This window comes from Streptomyces sp. NPDC033165 (assembly GCF_055577965.1).
In genome coordinates this window covers 327,318-341,354 of sequence record NZ_JBVIPK010000008.1, presented here as the reverse complement: position 1 = coordinate 341,354, position 14,037 = coordinate 327,318, and the positions used below count along the sequence as shown (strand labels likewise).

At 70.3% G+C, this 14,037-nt stretch carries 11 protein-coding genes and 2 tRNA genes; 9 read left to right on the top strand and 4 right to left on the bottom strand.

What is annotated here, in order from left to right:
* Window positions 1-14: 14 nt before the first annotated feature.
* Complete coding sequence (locus ACZ5WC_RS21345; RefSeq protein ID WP_468542269.1) at window positions 15-557, bottom strand: NUDIX hydrolase; 543 nt, start codon at window positions 555-557, stop codon at window positions 15-17.
* Complete coding sequence (locus ACZ5WC_RS21340; protein WP_468542268.1) at window positions 554-1,978, bottom strand: zinc-dependent metalloprotease; 1,425 nt, start codon at window positions 1,976-1,978, stop codon at window positions 554-556. Before ACZ5WC_RS21340 ends, ACZ5WC_RS21345 begins: the two co-directional genes overlap by 4 nt.
* A 190-nt stretch (window positions 1,979-2,168) precedes the next feature.
* Here ACZ5WC_RS21340 and ACZ5WC_RS21335 point away from each other — a divergent pair, with 190 nt between their 5' ends.
* The 4 genes from ACZ5WC_RS21335 (at window position 2,169) to ACZ5WC_RS21320 (ending at window position 5,415) form a co-directional block, all read left to right on the top strand.
* Window positions 2,169-3,320, top strand: a complete 1,152-nt coding sequence (locus tag ACZ5WC_RS21335; protein ID WP_468542267.1) for an SDR family oxidoreductase — start codon at window positions 2,169-2,171, stop codon at window positions 3,318-3,320.
* 118 nt (window positions 3,321-3,438) lie between these two features.
* Window positions 3,439-3,900 (top strand): molybdenum cofactor biosynthesis protein MoaE, encoded by a 462-nt coding sequence (locus ACZ5WC_RS21330; RefSeq protein WP_468542266.1) that lies wholly within the window; start codon window positions 3,439-3,441, stop codon window positions 3,898-3,900.
* A 126-nt stretch (window positions 3,901-4,026) separates the two neighbouring features.
* Window positions 4,027-4,197 carry a hypothetical protein gene (locus ACZ5WC_RS21325; RefSeq protein WP_311121437.1) on the top strand — a complete coding sequence of 57 codons (171 nt, stop codon included), beginning with the start codon at window positions 4,027-4,029 and terminating at the stop codon, window positions 4,195-4,197.
* A 102-nt stretch (window positions 4,198-4,299) separates the two neighbouring features.
* Window positions 4,300-5,415 carry a YlbL family protein gene (locus ACZ5WC_RS21320; RefSeq protein WP_468542265.1) on the top strand — a complete coding sequence of 372 codons (1,116 nt, stop codon included), beginning with the start codon at window positions 4,300-4,302 and terminating at the stop codon, window positions 5,413-5,415.
* Window positions 5,416-5,463: 48 nt separating this feature from the next.
* Here ACZ5WC_RS21320 and ACZ5WC_RS21315 read toward each other — a convergent pair whose 3' ends face one another.
* Window positions 5,464-6,024 carry a PPA1309 family protein gene (locus ACZ5WC_RS21315; RefSeq protein WP_468542264.1) on the bottom strand — a complete coding sequence of 187 codons (561 nt, stop codon included), beginning with the start codon at window positions 6,022-6,024 and terminating at the stop codon, window positions 5,464-5,466.
* A 136-nt stretch (window positions 6,025-6,160) separates the two neighbouring features.
* On the opposite strand from ACZ5WC_RS21315, the gene ACZ5WC_RS21310 reads away from it, so the two are divergent.
* The 4 genes from ACZ5WC_RS21310 to ACZ5WC_RS21295 all read left to right on the top strand — a co-directional run bounded on the left by ACZ5WC_RS21310 (window position 6,161) and on the right by ACZ5WC_RS21295 (window position 11,863).
* Window positions 6,161-9,175, top strand: coding sequence for a UPF0182 family membrane protein (locus ACZ5WC_RS21310; RefSeq protein ID WP_468542309.1), 3,015 nt, complete (start codon window positions 6,161-6,163; stop codon window positions 9,173-9,175).
* A gap of 42 nt (window positions 9,176-9,217) precedes the next feature.
* Window positions 9,218-9,291: transfer RNA gene (locus ACZ5WC_RS21305), tRNA-Met, on the top strand.
* Window positions 9,292-9,515: 224 nt separating this feature from the next.
* Window positions 9,516-11,663 (top strand): tetratricopeptide repeat protein, encoded by a 2,148-nt coding sequence (locus tag ACZ5WC_RS21300; RefSeq protein WP_468542263.1) that lies wholly within the window; start codon window positions 9,516-9,518, stop codon window positions 11,661-11,663.
* Between the two features lie 126 nt (window positions 11,664-11,789).
* Window positions 11,790-11,863: transfer RNA gene (locus ACZ5WC_RS21295), tRNA-Met, on the top strand.
* Window positions 11,864-11,990: 127 nt separating this feature from the next.
* Here ACZ5WC_RS21295 and ACZ5WC_RS21290 read toward each other — a convergent pair.
* Window positions 11,991-12,410 carry a Fur family transcriptional regulator gene (locus ACZ5WC_RS21290; protein ID WP_468542262.1) on the bottom strand — a complete coding sequence of 140 codons (420 nt, stop codon included), beginning with the start codon at window positions 12,408-12,410 and terminating at the stop codon, window positions 11,991-11,993.
* 175 nt (window positions 12,411-12,585) lie between these two features.
* Between ACZ5WC_RS21290 and ACZ5WC_RS21285 the strand changes: the two genes are divergently transcribed.
* Window positions 12,586-14,037, top strand: a complete 1,452-nt coding sequence (locus ACZ5WC_RS21285; protein ID WP_468542261.1) for a catalase — start codon at window positions 12,586-12,588, stop codon at window positions 14,035-14,037.

The following is a 14,037-nucleotide window of genomic DNA, read 5'->3' as shown; positions in this document are numbered from 1 at the left end:
CTCTCAACCTGCCGCTACAGCCGGGACCGCGTCGCCTCCAGCAGCCGTACGACGGAGGTGTCGGCCACCGAGGCCACCTCGTCGTAGGCGAACCAGCGCAGCTCCAGTGACTCCTCGCTGATCCGCTCCGCCGCACCGGCCGGGGCCAGCGCCGCGTACTGCACATCCAGGTGCCAGTTGCAGGGGGAGGGAATGGGATGCCGGTCCAGCCGGACCGGTCCGCCCGGCAGCAGCGTGAGCCCCGGTACGCCGGACTCCTCCGTGGCCTCACGGAGCGCCGCAGCCTCCAGCGTGGCGTCGCCCGGCTCGCAGTGTCCGCCCATCTGGAGCCACATCCGCAGCTTCCGGTGCAGCGTGAGCAGCACCCGGCCGTGCTCGGGATCGATGACCAGAGCGCTGGCCGTCAGGTGCCCGGCCTCGCAGGCCTTCCACATGCCGTCGCCGTGCAGCGCCAGATGGTCCAGATAGGCCTGGCGCAGCTCCGCCTGGCCGTCGCCGGTCCCGTGCTCGGGGGCGTAACCCTTCAGTACGAGGGTGGCGTCGTCGTGCAGCGTCACTGGTCGCGGCCGTCCTTGCCGTCTTCCTTGCCCTCATCGTTCTCGGAGGGCTTCCGCGGGCCCTTCGCCGCCTCGCCGAGCATCTTGTCCAGCTCGGAGAAGTCGGCCTGCTCGTGGTGCACGAAGCCGTCCGGGTCGTCCAGGTCGCGGGCGGTCGGCAGCATGTCCGGGTGCGCCCACAGCGCGTCGCGGCCCTCCAGGCCCCGGGCGTCCGTGAGCGAGGCCCACAGCCGCGAGGCGTCCCGCAGCCGCCGCGGGCGCAGCTGGAGGCCGATGAGCGTGGCGAACGTCTGCTCGGCCGGACCACCGGAGGCACGCCGCCTGCGCATCGTCTCGCGCAGCGCGTCGGCCGAGGTCAGCCGGGACTTCGCGGCCTCGTGGACCACCGCGTCCACCCAGCCCTCCACCAGGGCGAGAGCCGTTTCGAGCCGGGCCAGGGACGCCTTCTGCTCAGGCGTGTCCTCGGGCTGGAACATGCCCTGCTGAAGGGCGTCCTGCAACTGCTCCGGCTGCGAGGGGTCGAACTGGCCGACGACGTCCTCCAGCTTGCTGGTGTCGACCTTGATGCCACGGGCGTACGCCTCGACAGCACCGAACAGATGCGACCGCAGCCACGGCACATGGGCGAAGAGCCGCTGGTGAGCGGCCTCGCGCAGGGCCAGATACAGCCGGACCTCGTCCTGCGGGACGCTGAGGTCCTTGCCGAAGCGCGCCACGTTCAGCGGGAGGAGCGCGGCCTTGCCCGCCGGGCCCAGCGGCAGCCCGATGTCGGTGGAACCGACCACCTCACCGGCCAGCACACCGACGGCCTGGCCGATCTGCTGGCCGAACATGGCGCCGCCCATCGACCGCATCATGCCGATCAGCGGGCCCGCCATGGCCTGCATCTCCTCGGGCAGCACATCGCCCATCGCCAGGCCCACCCGCTCGGCCACCGGGTCGACCAGCTGCTGCCAGGCCGGCAGCGAGGCCTCGACCCACTCCGCGCGGCTCCACGCCACGGTGGAGACCGAACCGGAAGGCATCGACGTCACGCCGTCGAGCCAGAGGTCCGCCAGCCGCAGCGCCTCGTCGACCGCCGTGCGCTCCGACGGGCCCACACTGGCGTCCTTGGTGCCGTCCGGCGTGCCCTGCGAGACCGTCTGGCGGGCGATCTGCTTGGCCATGTCCCAGTTCACGGGACCGCCCTCGTAGCTCAGCATCTGACCGAGCTGCTGGAAGGCCGCGCCGAGATCGTTCGGATTCATCGAGCCGAACATCGCGGCGAACGGGTTGTCGCTGCCCGCTCCCGGACCGAAGCCGAACGGGTTTCCCATCCCGCCCGCGCTCTGCCCACCCTCGGTGGGGTCCTTCTTCTTGCCCTCGTCGCCGTTCTCCGGCTCCTCCGGCGGAAGGCCGAATCCGAATGGGGTGTCACTCACGGGTTTCCTCGGCTCCTAGGGCCGCCGGCTCGAACCGACGGCGACTGCCCGACATCACCATCCAGCGTAGACACCACGCCCGCTTCGGGCCTCAGTGCTCCGCCGACTCCCGGCCTGCGGCAGGATGGACGCCACCTGGTACGTACGCGTCATTCGGGTACGTACTGAAGACAACCGCTGGAGACGCCCGGTGAGTTCCCCAGATCCGCAGGTTCGCGCAGCGCGAAACCTGACCGACCCCTCGCCCGAAAGCACAACCGAAAAGAAACGTCCCAGGACCCCCAGGAACCGGGGCCCCGTCGTCGCGGTCACCGGCGCCGCGACCGGCATCGGCGAGCTGCTGACCGCGCACCTCGCCGCATCCGACGCGATCAAGCAGGTCATCGCGATCGACGAACGCCGCGGCGAGGTCTCCGAGGCGACCTGGCACATCCTGGACGTCCGGGACCCGGCCATCGCCGAGAAGCTGCGCGGCGCGGACGTCGTCGTGCACCTGGCCCTCGATCTCGACCTGGAGACCGACCCCGCCGCCCGTACCGCGTACAACGTACGGGGCACCCAGACGGTCCTCACCGCCGCGGCGGCCGCAGGGGTTCACCGGGTCGTGCTGTGCACCTCCGCGATGGTCTACGGGGCGCTGGCCGACAACGATGTGCCGCTCTCCGAGGACGCCGAGCTGCGCGCCACCGCGGAGGCCACCGGCGTCGGCGACCTCCTGGAGATCGAGCGGCTGGGCCGCCGCGCGCCCCGCGCCCACCCCGGGCTCAACGTCACCGTCGTGCGCCCCACCGTCCTGGTCGGCGGCACCGACACCGCCCTGACCCGCTACTTCGAGTCGCCGCGCCTTCTGGTCGTCGCCGGATCGCGGCCCACCTGGCAGTTCTGCCACGTCGAGGACCTGGTGACGGCCCTGGAGTACGCCGCCCTGGAGAGGATCGACGGCGAGTTCGCGGTCGGCTGCGACGGCTGGCTGGAACAGGAGGAGGTCGAGGAGCTCAGCGGCGTACGCCGGATGGAACTGCCCTCCGCCGTCGCTCTCGGGGCCGCCGCCCGGCTGCACCGGATCGGCCTCACCCCCTCCCCGGCCGGTGACCTGGCGTACACGATGCACCCCTGGGTGGTCAGCGTCAGCCGGCTGCACGACGCGGGATGGCGGCCGAAGTGGACGAACGAGGAGGTGCTCGGCGCCCTCCTCGAAGAGGTCGAGGGCCGTCACACGCTCGCCGGACGCCGCCTCGGCCGCAAGGACGCCACCGCCGCCGGAGCCGCCGGAGCCACGGTCGCCCTGCTCGGCGCCGCCGCAGTGGTCCGCCGCGCACGCAAGGCCCGCCGCCGCATCTGACCGGCCACACCGCAGCGGGCCGCTGGGCGGGTCCCTGTAGGAGGCTCCAACCCGGGAGGCCTGCCGCCGGGCGAACACGCAATTCCGGGATGTCAGTGCCGTACGGCACGATGGAGGCATGGCACGCACCCACGACCACCCCGGTGAGCTGGCGGCTTCGGACCCCATCAGGCTGCTGGCGATCCGGGAGACCCCGCTCTCCGTCGACGAGATCTTCCGCGCTGTCGGGGACGACGCGGCGGGCGGCATCGCGCTCTTCGTCGGCACCGTGCGCAACCACGACGCGGGACAGGACGTCGGCGCCCTCGGCTATTCCTGCCACCCCTCCGCCGGGGACGAGCTGCGCCGGGTGGCCGAAAAGGTCGTGGCCGACTTCCCGGTCCGGGCCCTGGCAGCAGTCCACCGTGTGGGTGAACTGGAGGTGGGCGATCTGGCCGTGGTCGTGGCCGTCGCCTGCCCGCACCGCGGCGAGGCCTTCGAGGCCTGCCGCAAGCTCATCGACGACCTCAAGCACCAAGTTCCGATCTGGAAGCACCAGCGCTTCTCGGACGGTACGGAGGAGTGGGTCGGAGCCTGCTGAGCGCAAACCGGACCGGGGCGGATCAGCCCCGATTTGCGTAACCGCACCCCCGCCGCGAGCGTTGGTCTTCCGGATCGTTAATCTGCTGATCGGGCATCCGGTCGCTCATGGGGTAGGGAGGTCGTGATGGGAGCACTCGCTTGGCTGCTGATTCCGTTTTTTGCTGCTGTCGGCGGTGCGATATGGGCGAGCTGGGCTGCTCGTAATCGCACGACCGGCGATGTCACCGAACTCGCCGGCTACGCCAGGTTCCGTGACGCGATGGAGAAGTCGCACTCCGGTTCCGAGGCTCTCTGAAGACCGTCGAACGCCGCGTGAGGCCCTGCCGCCGCGTACCGGTCTCCCCGTACGGACCGGCCCCGGCGGTGCACTGACAGGCCCTTCCCGTACTGTCGTTCCATGCCACGCCGCACCGCGACGATGCTCGCTTCCACCCTCGTCCTCATCGCGCTGCTCTGCGTCGGCGTGCTGATCAAAGTGCCGTATGCGGAGATGTCTCCCGGACCGACGGTCAACACCCTGGGCGAAGCGCGTGGCGAGCCCGTACTGCAGATCTCCGGTCGCAAGACGTACCCGACCTCCGGGCACCTCAACATGACGACGGTCCGCGTCACCGGAGCGGAGTACCGGATGAACCTCGTCGAGGCCGTCTACGGCTGGATGGCCCACGACAGCGTCGTGGTGCCGCACGACACCCTCTACCCGGACGGCAAGACCGAGGAGGAGTCCACCCAGGAGAACGCCGAGGAGTTCAGCCAGTCCCAGGAGAGCGCCAAGGTGGCCGCCCTGAAGGAGCTGAAGATCCCGGTGTCCACGCAGGTCGTGGTCTCCTCGGTGGTCAAGGACAGTCCCGCCCAGGGCAAGCTGCACGCGGGCGACGTGATCAGGGCCGTCGACGGCACGGCGGTCAAGGAACCCGGTGATGTGGCGAAGCTGGTCACCGAGCACCGGCCCGGCGAGGACGTCATCTTCACCATCGTCCCCGCCAAGGAGGCGGTGGCGGCAGAGAAGGCGGGCCGGACCCCCGAGGGCGAAGAGAAGATCACCATCACCACCGCGAAGGCTCCCGCCTCCAAGGACGGCGGCGACGGCGGTGAGGAGGGGCGCGCGATCGTCGGGATCGCGGCCGGGACGGACCACACGTTCCCGTTCGAGATCGACATCAAGCTGGCGGACGTCGGCGGGCCGAGCGCCGGGCTGATGTTCTCCCTGGGCATCATCGACAAGCTCACCCCGGGCGATCTGACCGGCGGGAAGTTCGTCGCGGGCACCGGCACGATCGACGACGCGGGCAAGGTCGGCCCGATCGGCGGCATCACCATGAAGCTGGTCGGCGCCCGCGAGGCCGGCGCACGCTACTTCCTCACCCCCGACGACAACTGCGCTTCGGCCGCGGCCGACACCCCGAGCGGACTCACCCTGGTCCGGGTCAAGACCATCGAGGACGCCAAGAAGTCGCTGGAGCAGATCCGCGCCGGGAAGACCGGCGCCCTGCCGAGCTGCTCGGCAGGCTGACGGCCGCGCCGCCCGGGCCCCGTACCACGGACCCGGGCGGCGGCCCGGTCAGGACTCGAACGTGGCCGCGAGCGCCTCGGCAAGACCGGGTACCAGACCGGCGCCCGTCAGCACCTCGGTGGGGGAGTCCTTCTCGCGCAGCCGGACAGCGGACTCGCGCGCCCCGTCCCGCAGGACGGCCACGGTCATCCGCACCTCCTGCCGGTCGGGGTGCTTGGCCACCCACTGGGTGAGCTGCTTGTCGCTGAGCCCTTCCGGTACGGAGGCCTCGGCGGACGGCGGCAGCATCAGCCGCTCCACTGTCATGGCGCAGCCGACCACCGCATCGGGCCAGGCGATGGTGGCGAGGAAATCGTCCAGCGCGGTGCCCGGGGGCAGCTCGTCCTGCTCGATCGGGGTGAGGGCGGCGACGGAGGACCCGGGGTCGTCCAGGCCGAGCTGAGAGGCGAGGCCGGGCTCCTGGGACCGCAGCCGGTCGGTGTCGACCAGGGCGAACAGCCGCGCGGGCCGGTCCCAGCCGAGGGTGGAGGCGTAGGCGTCGATTTCGAGGACGGCGACGGTGAGCGGACTCGCGGCCATCGGGGGTCCTGCGGGGGAAACGTTGGGCATGGGCAATATCCTGCCTCGTCCTACCCCGGAGACGGGAACTAGGTAAAGCTTCAGTAAGTTGCATAGGTGGGCTCTAGGATCGCTGGGCCTGTTCCACACGACCGCGAACTTCGAGGTGCGCACGTTGGCTTTCCAGATGCCGGACCGCGGCGGAGGCCCGACCGGGCCACGGATCAGAGTTGGCCGCCCGTCCCGGCGCGCCCGAACCCTGCTCATGACTTTGGGCGTCCTGGCGGTCCTCGCCATGGCCTTCGTCATGTTCGCCGGGTTCTGGACGGACTGGCTCTGGTACAGGTCGGTCGCGTATTCATCCGTCTTCACCACCACCCTGTGGACCAAGATCGGGCTCTTCCTCGTCTTCGGACTGCTGATGGCCGTGGCCATCGGTGTGAACATCTGGCTCGCGCACCGGCTCCGGCCGCCGCTGAGCGCGATGTCCCTGGAGCAGCAGAGCCTGGACCGCTATCGCATGAGCATCGCCCCCTTCAAGAAGTGGGTGCTGCTCGCCGTCACGGCACTCGTCGGGCTGATCGCCGGAGCATCCGCCTCCGGCCAGTGGCGCACGTGGCTGATGTATGTCAACGGCGTGCCGTTCAACCAGAAGGACCCCCAGTTCAATCTGGACGTCGCCTTCTACGCCTTCGACCTGCCGTGGTATCGCTTCCTGCTGGGCTTCGGCTTCGCGGCGACCGTGCTGTCGCTGATCGCCGCCGCCCTGACCCACTACCTGTACGGCGGGCTGCGCATCACCAGCCCCGGCGCCCGTGCCACCGCGGCGGCCACCGGCCACCTCTCGGTGCTGCTCGGCATCTTCGTCGCCCTGAAGGCCGTGGCGTACTGGCTCGACCGGTACGGCCTGGCGGTGAAGTCCAGTGACTTCAAGGCCGCGGACAACTGGACGGGCCTGCGGTACGTCGACGCGAACGCCTATCTCCCGGCGAAGACCATCCTGTTCTGCATCGCGGCGATCTGTGCCGTGCTGTTCTTCGCGACGCTGTGGCGCCGCACCTGGCAGCTGCCGGTCATCGGCTTCGGCCTGATGGTGCTGTCGGCGATCCTGATCGGCGGGCTCTATCCGGCGATCGTGCAGAAGTTCCAGGTCCAGCCGAACGAGCAGGCCAAGGAAGCGCCGTTCATCCAGAAGAACATCGACGCGACACGCGATGCGTACGACATCGACGACGCGGTGATGGAGGACTACGCGGGCCAGGCCACCAAGGGGGACGGCACCAAGTTGCGGGCCGCCGCCAACACGGCCGCCAGCTACCGCGTGATGGACCCCAACGTCGTCTCCCCGGCCTTCCAGCAGCTCCAGCAGCGCAGGAACTACTACCAGTTCCCCAAGACGCTGGACGTCGACCGCTACAAGGGCGCGGACGGCAAGGAGCAGGACACGATCATCGGTCTGCGTGAGCTGAACATCCAGGGCCTGCCCAAGCGGAACTGGATCAACGACCACTTCACGTACACCCACGGCTACGGCGCCATCGCGGCCCGCGGCACCACCACCGGCACCAACCCGACGGGGTCCCCGGACTTCACCGAGTCGGGTCTGCCGTCCACCGGTGAGTTCGGGAAGTACGAGCAGCGGGTCTACTACGGCGAGAAGACCGAGCAGTACTCCATCGTCGGCGGGCCCCAGAAGGAGCTCGACTACGAGGAGGATGGCGAGAAGACCACCAGCTACAAGGGCGACAGCGGGGTCAGCCTCTCCAACGGCTTCAACCGTGCCGCGTACGCGGTCGCTTTCAGCGAGCCGCAGATCATGTACTCGGGAGCCATCGGTGACGGCTCGCGGATTCTGTACAACCGCACGCCCAAGGAGCGCGTCGAGGCGGTCGCCCCGTGGCTGACCATCGACGGCGACGCCTACCCGGCGGTCGTCGACGGCCGGATCCAGTGGATCGTCGACGCCTACACCACGACCAACGGCTACCCGTACGCGTCCCGTACGACGCTCGGTGACACCACGGCCGACTCGCTGACCACCAACCAGCGCGCGGTCGTCGCCCAGGAGAACCAGGTCAACTACATCCGCAACTCGGTGAAGGCCACCGTCGACGCGTACGACGGCAAGGTCAAGCTCTACGAGTGGGACACCAAGGACCCGGTCCTCAAGACCTGGCGCAAGGCGTTCCCGGGCACCGTGGAGGCCCGTTCGGAGATCCCGCAGACCCTCCTGGACCACCTGCGGTATCCCCAGGACCTCTTCAAGGTCCAGCGTGAGCTGCTCACCCGCTACCACGTCGAGGACCCCGCGCAGTTCTACAGCGGCTCCGACGCGTGGCAGGTGCCGGACGACCCGACGAACAAGGAGCCGGGTTCCGTCCCGCCGTACTACCTGAGCATGAAGATGCCGGGCCAGAGCGAGCAGGAGTTCTCCCTGACCACCACGTTCACCCCGAGGGGGCGCCCGAACCTCGGGGCCTTCATGGCGGTGAACGCGGACGCGGCCAGCAAGGACTACGGCACCATGAGGCTCCTGCGGGTCACCTCAACGGTGAAGGGCCCGGGCCAGGTACAGAGTGAGCTCAACGGTAACGACGACGTCGCCGAGTTCGTGAGGAACCTCAAGGGCACCGACTCGGACATCGAGTACGGAAACCTGCTGACGGTTCCCCTCGAAGGCGGCTTCCTCTACATCGAGCCGGTCTACACGCGCGGTGGCACGCAGAACTACCCGCTGCTGCGCAAGGTGGCCGCATCGTACGGTTCGGAGATCGTCTTCGAGAACAATCTGGGAGACGCGCTCAACGCGGTCTTCGGGGTCGACGGCGATTCGGACACGACACCGCCCGATCCCAGTGAGCCGGACGAGCCCACCAAGCCCCCGGCCACCGGCGACGAGGCGCTCAAGAAGGCCATCGCGGACGCCCAGAAGGCGTACACGGACGGTGAGAAGGCGCTGAAGGAGCAGGACTGGCCCGCCTACGGCAAGGCGCAGGACGCTCTCCAGGAGGCTCTTGAGCGGGCCGCCGCCGCGCAGCCCAAGCCGGGCAGCGAGGGCGAGAAGGCGGACGACGCCGCCAAGCCGGACGGTGCGGACAAGCCGGACGGCGATGCCGAGCCGGAGAGTTCGGCCAAGCCCGCGAGCGTCAGCAGGCCGGCGCCCGCCGAGGGAGCCGGGGAGGGCAGCGCCCAGGGCAGCTGAGAATGACCCACTCCGCGTCGTGGTACGGTTTGAACACAACGACGCGGGGTGGAGCAGCTCGGTAGCTCGCTGGGCTCATAACCCAGAGGTCGCAGGTTCAAATCCTGTCCCCGCTACTGAAAAGACGAAGGCCCGGATCCGATGGGATCCGGGCCTTCGTCATGCCGTCGTCCGCGCTGCCGTGTCTTTCGCGAGTCGAGGGCGTGAAGTGCGGTTCGCTGGGCACCAGTTGGGTCCGGACGTGTTTGACTTGTCTCCCTGTGGGCATGTCGACAAAACGCTGAAGTGACCTCACTGGCCGCGGTATACCAGGTGTACGCGGGTTGCAGGTGGTGCGACGATGGTATTTATGGGGGACAGGGCAACTCTGTTGGAGACAGGGCGGTTTGTGCAGCGGCACGGCCAAGAGGCGGAAAACACGGTAGATGCGGCTTTCGCTGCCGCCATCGCCGGCGCGGCCGTGCCGGGTATCAGCACACCCGCGGGGGAAGCCGCCGCGTTGGAGGCGAGAGCCTCCGACGGGACCACCACGGACGCGGTCGACGCGGCGGACAGCGCCGAGGCCGAGGCGCGGCACCGACGCGCCGCCGACGCGGGGGACACCGCGTCCATGAGCGTCCTGGGCGCACTGCTGCTGCGCCGGGGCGAGCTGGACGGTGCCGAGAAGTATCTGCGCGCCGCCACCGCCGACGGGGACCGGGCCGCCGCGAACAACCTGGGCGTCCTGCTGCACCAGCGCGGCTACCCGGACGAGGCCGCGGGCTGGTGGCGCATCGCTGCCGTGGCCGGGTCCGCCGCCGCCGCGCACGCCCTGGGCCGGCACTTCCGCGAGCGCGGGGACGAGCCGGGTGCCGAGTACTGGCTGCGCCAGTCCGCCGAGCAGGGACACGCGCTGGGCGCCTACGCGCTGGCGGACCTCCTGGAGCACCGTGGCGACGTCGGCGCCGAGCGCTGGCTGCGTGCTGCCGCCGAGCAGGGCCACCGCGAGGCGGCCTACCGGCTGGCCCGCGCGCTGGAGCGGAACGCCGTGGAGGACCCGCACGACGCCTTCGGCCTGGGCCGGGGCACCGGTTCCGGAAGGACCGGAACAGGCCTCGGCCTTCCCGGCGATCCGGCTGTGCCCGTGGCCGATGTCCGTGAGGCGGGTGCGGCGAACGCCGGGAACGCCGCCGACGCGAAGAGCGCGGGGAACGTGGCGAACGCGGCGCAGGCCAAGAGTGGTAGGAACGCCAGGAGCGCGGGCGACGGCGACAGCCCCGTGGCGGGGCCCGCCGCCGGCCGGGTCGGCGAGGCCGAGCAGTGGTACCGCCAGGCAGCCGCCCGCGGTCACCGGCGGGCCGCGCTGCACCTCGGCGCGATCCTGGAGCAGCGCGGCGAGCTCAAGGAGGCGGGCCGCTGGTACCTCACCTCCGCCAAGGACGGCGAGCCCCGCGCCGCCTGTGCCCTCGGCTTCCTGCTGCGCGACGCGGGCGACGAGGAGAGCGCCGCCGTGTGGTGGCTGCGCGCCGCCCAGGACGGCGACGGCAACGCCGCCAACGCGCTGGGGGCCCTGCACGCGGCGCGCGGTGAGCAGCAGACCGCCGAGCGCTGGTACCGGGCGGCCATGGACGCCGGAGACGTCAACGGTGCGTACAACCTGGGGCTGCTCTGCGCTGCCCAGGACCGTACCCCGCAGGCCGAGCAGTGGTACCGCCGGGCCGCGTACGCGGGACACCGCGAGGCCGCCAACGCGCTCGCCGTGCTGCTCCTCCAGGCAGGGGACCACACCGGGGCCGAGCCCTGGTTCTCCAAGGCGGCCGAGGCGGGCAGCGTGGACGCCGCGTTCAACCTCGGCATCCTGCACGCCGGGCGCGACGAGGACCGTACGGCGCTCGGCTGGTACCAGCGGGCGGCCGCTGCCGGGCACACCGACGCCGCGCTCCAGGTCGCCATGGCCCTGCTGCGCGACGGCGAGGACCGCGAGGCCGAGCGGCACCTGCGCTGCGCGGCGGGTGGCGGCAGCGCCGAGGCGGCGTTCCGGCTCGCCGGGGTGCTGGACGCGCGCCAGCCTCCGCCGGGACCGCCCGCGCTCGGCGAGCCGATGCCGGAGAAGACCGAGTGCGAGGAGTGGTACGAGCGGGCCGCCCAGCAGGGCCACCGCCGCGCCCAGGTCCGCGTCGGCATGCTCGCCGCCGCCCGCGGGGACATGGAGAGCGCCGCCCACTGGTACCGGGAGGCCGCCGAGGCGGGCAGCCGCAACGGGGCGTTCAACCTCGGGCTGCTGCTCGCCCGTGAGGGCAGCGAGCGCGAGGCCGCCCTGTGGTGGAGCCACGCGGCGAACGCGGGCCACGGCCGTGCGGCCCTGCGCCTGGCGCTGCTCGCCGCCCGCCGGGGCGAGCTCACCGAGGGCCAGCGCTGGTGTGCGCGGGCCGTCGAGCTGGGCCCGGCCGAGGTGGCGGAGCGGGCGGCCCGGCTGCGCGAGGCGCTCCACCAGGAGCTCACCGCGTAACGCCCGGAAGGGCTGGACCGCTGGACGGCCCCGCATCGCCGAAAGGCTCGATCGCCGGACGGCCCTGGGGGCCGGCTGAATGAATTTGCGCTGTTCGACCTGCTGACGTAATGTTGCATTCATCGACGCGGGGTGGAGCAGCTCGGTAGCTCGCTGGGCTCATAACCCAGAGGTCGCAGGTTCAAATCCTGTCCCCGCTACTGAAAAGACGAAGGCCCGGATCCCATGGGATCCGGGCCTTCGTCATTCCCGGAGGGAAGAGGGCCGGGAAGAGCGCGGGGCCCGCCTCGTGCGAGGCGGGCCCCGAAGTGCTCGGATGGGAAGTGCTCAGGCTGTGGCGGCGCAGTTCGGGCAGACGCCGCGGTACGTCACTTCCACGCCGGAGACCGTGAAGCCGTAGCGCTCGTCCGTCGGCAGGTCCGCCAGCGGGTTGCCCGCGGGATGCACGTCCCTGATCGCGCCGCACCGGGCGCACACCAGGTGGTGGTGGGGGCGGTGCGCGTTCGGGTCGTAGCGCTTGGCCCGGCGGTCGGTGGAGACCTCCAGCACCTCGCCGAGGGACACCATCTCGCCGAGGGTGTTGTAGACGGTGGCGCGCGAGATCTCGGGCAGCCTGGAGGCAGCCCTCGCGTGGACCTCGTCCGCCGTCAGGTGCACGTGGTCCCCGTCGAGGACCTCGGCCACGACACGCCGCTGCGCCGTCATGCGCCAGCCGCGTCCACGAAGTCGTTCCAGCAGGTCGCTCATGGGGCCCAGCCTAACAGTGGGGGAACGGAGTCCCGATCGGGTGTGACTTTGGATGCTCGCTTGACTTAGACATTGTCCATTGTAGGATCGGAAGCGGTATTGGCCAAGGGGCAGGGCTGTACGGAAGCTGTGCAGATAAGGACCGCTGCGCAGGGACATGACGCAGGAGGCGCACATGACGCAGGGACCGCTCACCACGGAGGCCGGGGCTCCGGTCGCCGACAACCAGAACAGTGAGACGGCGGGTGCCGGCGGTCCGGTTCTCGTCCAGGACCAGGCGCTGCTGGAGAAGCTCGCCCACTTCAACCGTGAGCGCATACCGGAGCGCATCGTGCACGCCCGCGGCGCCGGTGCGTACGGCACGTTCACGCTGACCCGCGATGTCTCGCAGTGGACCCGGGCGAAGTTCCTCTCCGAGGTCGGCAAGCAGACCGAAACGTTCCTGCGCTTCTCCACCGTCGCGGGCAACCTCGGCTCCGCCGACGCCGTGCGGGACCCCCGCGGCTTCGCGCTGAAGTTCTACACCGAAGAGGGCAACTACGACCTCGTCGGCAACAACACTCCGGTGTTCTTCATCAAGGACGCCATCAAGTTCCCCGACTTCATCCACACCCAGAAGCGCGATCCGTACACCGGCTCGCAGGAGGCGGACAACGTCTGGGACTTCTGGGGCCTGTCGCCGGAGTCGACGCACCAGGTGACCTGGCTCTTCGGTGACCGGGGCATCCCTGCCACGCTGCGCCACATGAACGGCTACGGCTCGCACACGTTCCAGTGGAACAACGAGGCGGGCGAGGTGTTCTGGGTCAAGTACCACTTCAAGACCGACCAGGGCATCAAGAACCTCACCCAGGAAGAGGCCAACAAGCTCGCCGGTGAGGACCCCGACAGCCATCAGCGCGATCTGCGCGAGGCGATCGAGCGCGGTGAGTTCCCGTCCTGGACGGTGCAGGTCCAGATCATGCCCGCGGCGGAAGCGGCCACCTACCGCTTCAACCCGTTCGACCTCACCAAGGTGTGGCCGCACGAGGACTACCCGCCGATCGAGATCGGCACGCTGGAGCTCAACCGGAATCCGGAGAACATCTTCGCCGAGGTCGAGCAGTCGATCTTCAGCCCCGCGCACTTCGTCCCGGGCATCGGCCCGTCCCCGGACAAGATGCTCCAGGGCCGGCTGTTCGCGTACGGCGACGCCCACCGCTACCGCGTCGGCATCAACGCCGACCACCTGCCGGTGAACCGCCCGCACGCCACCGAGGCGCGGACCAACAGCCGGGACGGCTTCCTCTACGACGGCCGCCACAAGGGCGCCAAGAACTACGAGCCGAACAGCTTCGGCGGCCCCCGCCAGACCGACCGGCCGCTGTGGCAGCCGCTGCCGGTCACCGGCGGCACCGGAAACCACGAGGCCCCCAGCCACGCCGAGGACAACGACTTCGTGCAGGCGGGCAACCTCTACCGGCTCTTCTCCGAGGACGAGAAGTCCCGGCTGATCGAGAACCTCGCCGGGTTCATCGCCCAGGTCTCGCGCGACGACATCGCCGAGCGCGCGATCAACAACTTCCGCCAGGCGGACGGTGACTTCGGCAAGCGGCTGGAAGCCGCGGTCCAGGCCCTTCGCGGCTGA

What these genes read in the sequence shown, in the direction of transcription:
- ACZ5WC_RS21330 (WP_468542266.1), top strand. Translation starts at nt 3,439, where the DNA reads ATGGCACGCACCCACGACCACCCCGGTGAGCTGGCGGCTTCGGACCCC.
- ACZ5WC_RS21285 (WP_468542261.1), top strand. Translation starts at nt 12,586, where the DNA reads ATGACGCAGGGACCGCTCACCACGGAGGCCGGGGCTCCGGTCGCCGAC.
- ACZ5WC_RS21310 (WP_468542309.1), top strand. Translation starts at nt 6,161, where the DNA reads ATGCCGGACCGCGGCGGAGGCCCGACCGGGCCACGGATCAGAGTTGGC.
- ACZ5WC_RS21300 (WP_468542263.1), top strand. Translation starts at nt 9,516, where the DNA reads ATGGTATTTATGGGGGACAGGGCAACTCTGTTGGAGACAGGGCGGTTT.
- ACZ5WC_RS21320 (WP_468542265.1), top strand. Translation starts at nt 4,300, where the DNA reads ATGCCACGCCGCACCGCGACGATGCTCGCTTCCACCCTCGTCCTCATC.
- ACZ5WC_RS21315 (WP_468542264.1), bottom strand. Translation starts at nt 6,024, where the DNA reads ATGCCCAACGTTTCCCCCGCAGGACCCCCGATGGCCGCGAGTCCGCTC.
- ACZ5WC_RS21325 (WP_311121437.1), top strand. Translation starts at nt 4,027, where the DNA reads ATGGGAGCACTCGCTTGGCTGCTGATTCCGTTTTTTGCTGCTGTCGGC.
- ACZ5WC_RS21290 (WP_468542262.1), bottom strand. Translation starts at nt 12,410, where the DNA reads ATGAGCGACCTGCTGGAACGACTTCGTGGACGCGGCTGGCGCATGACG.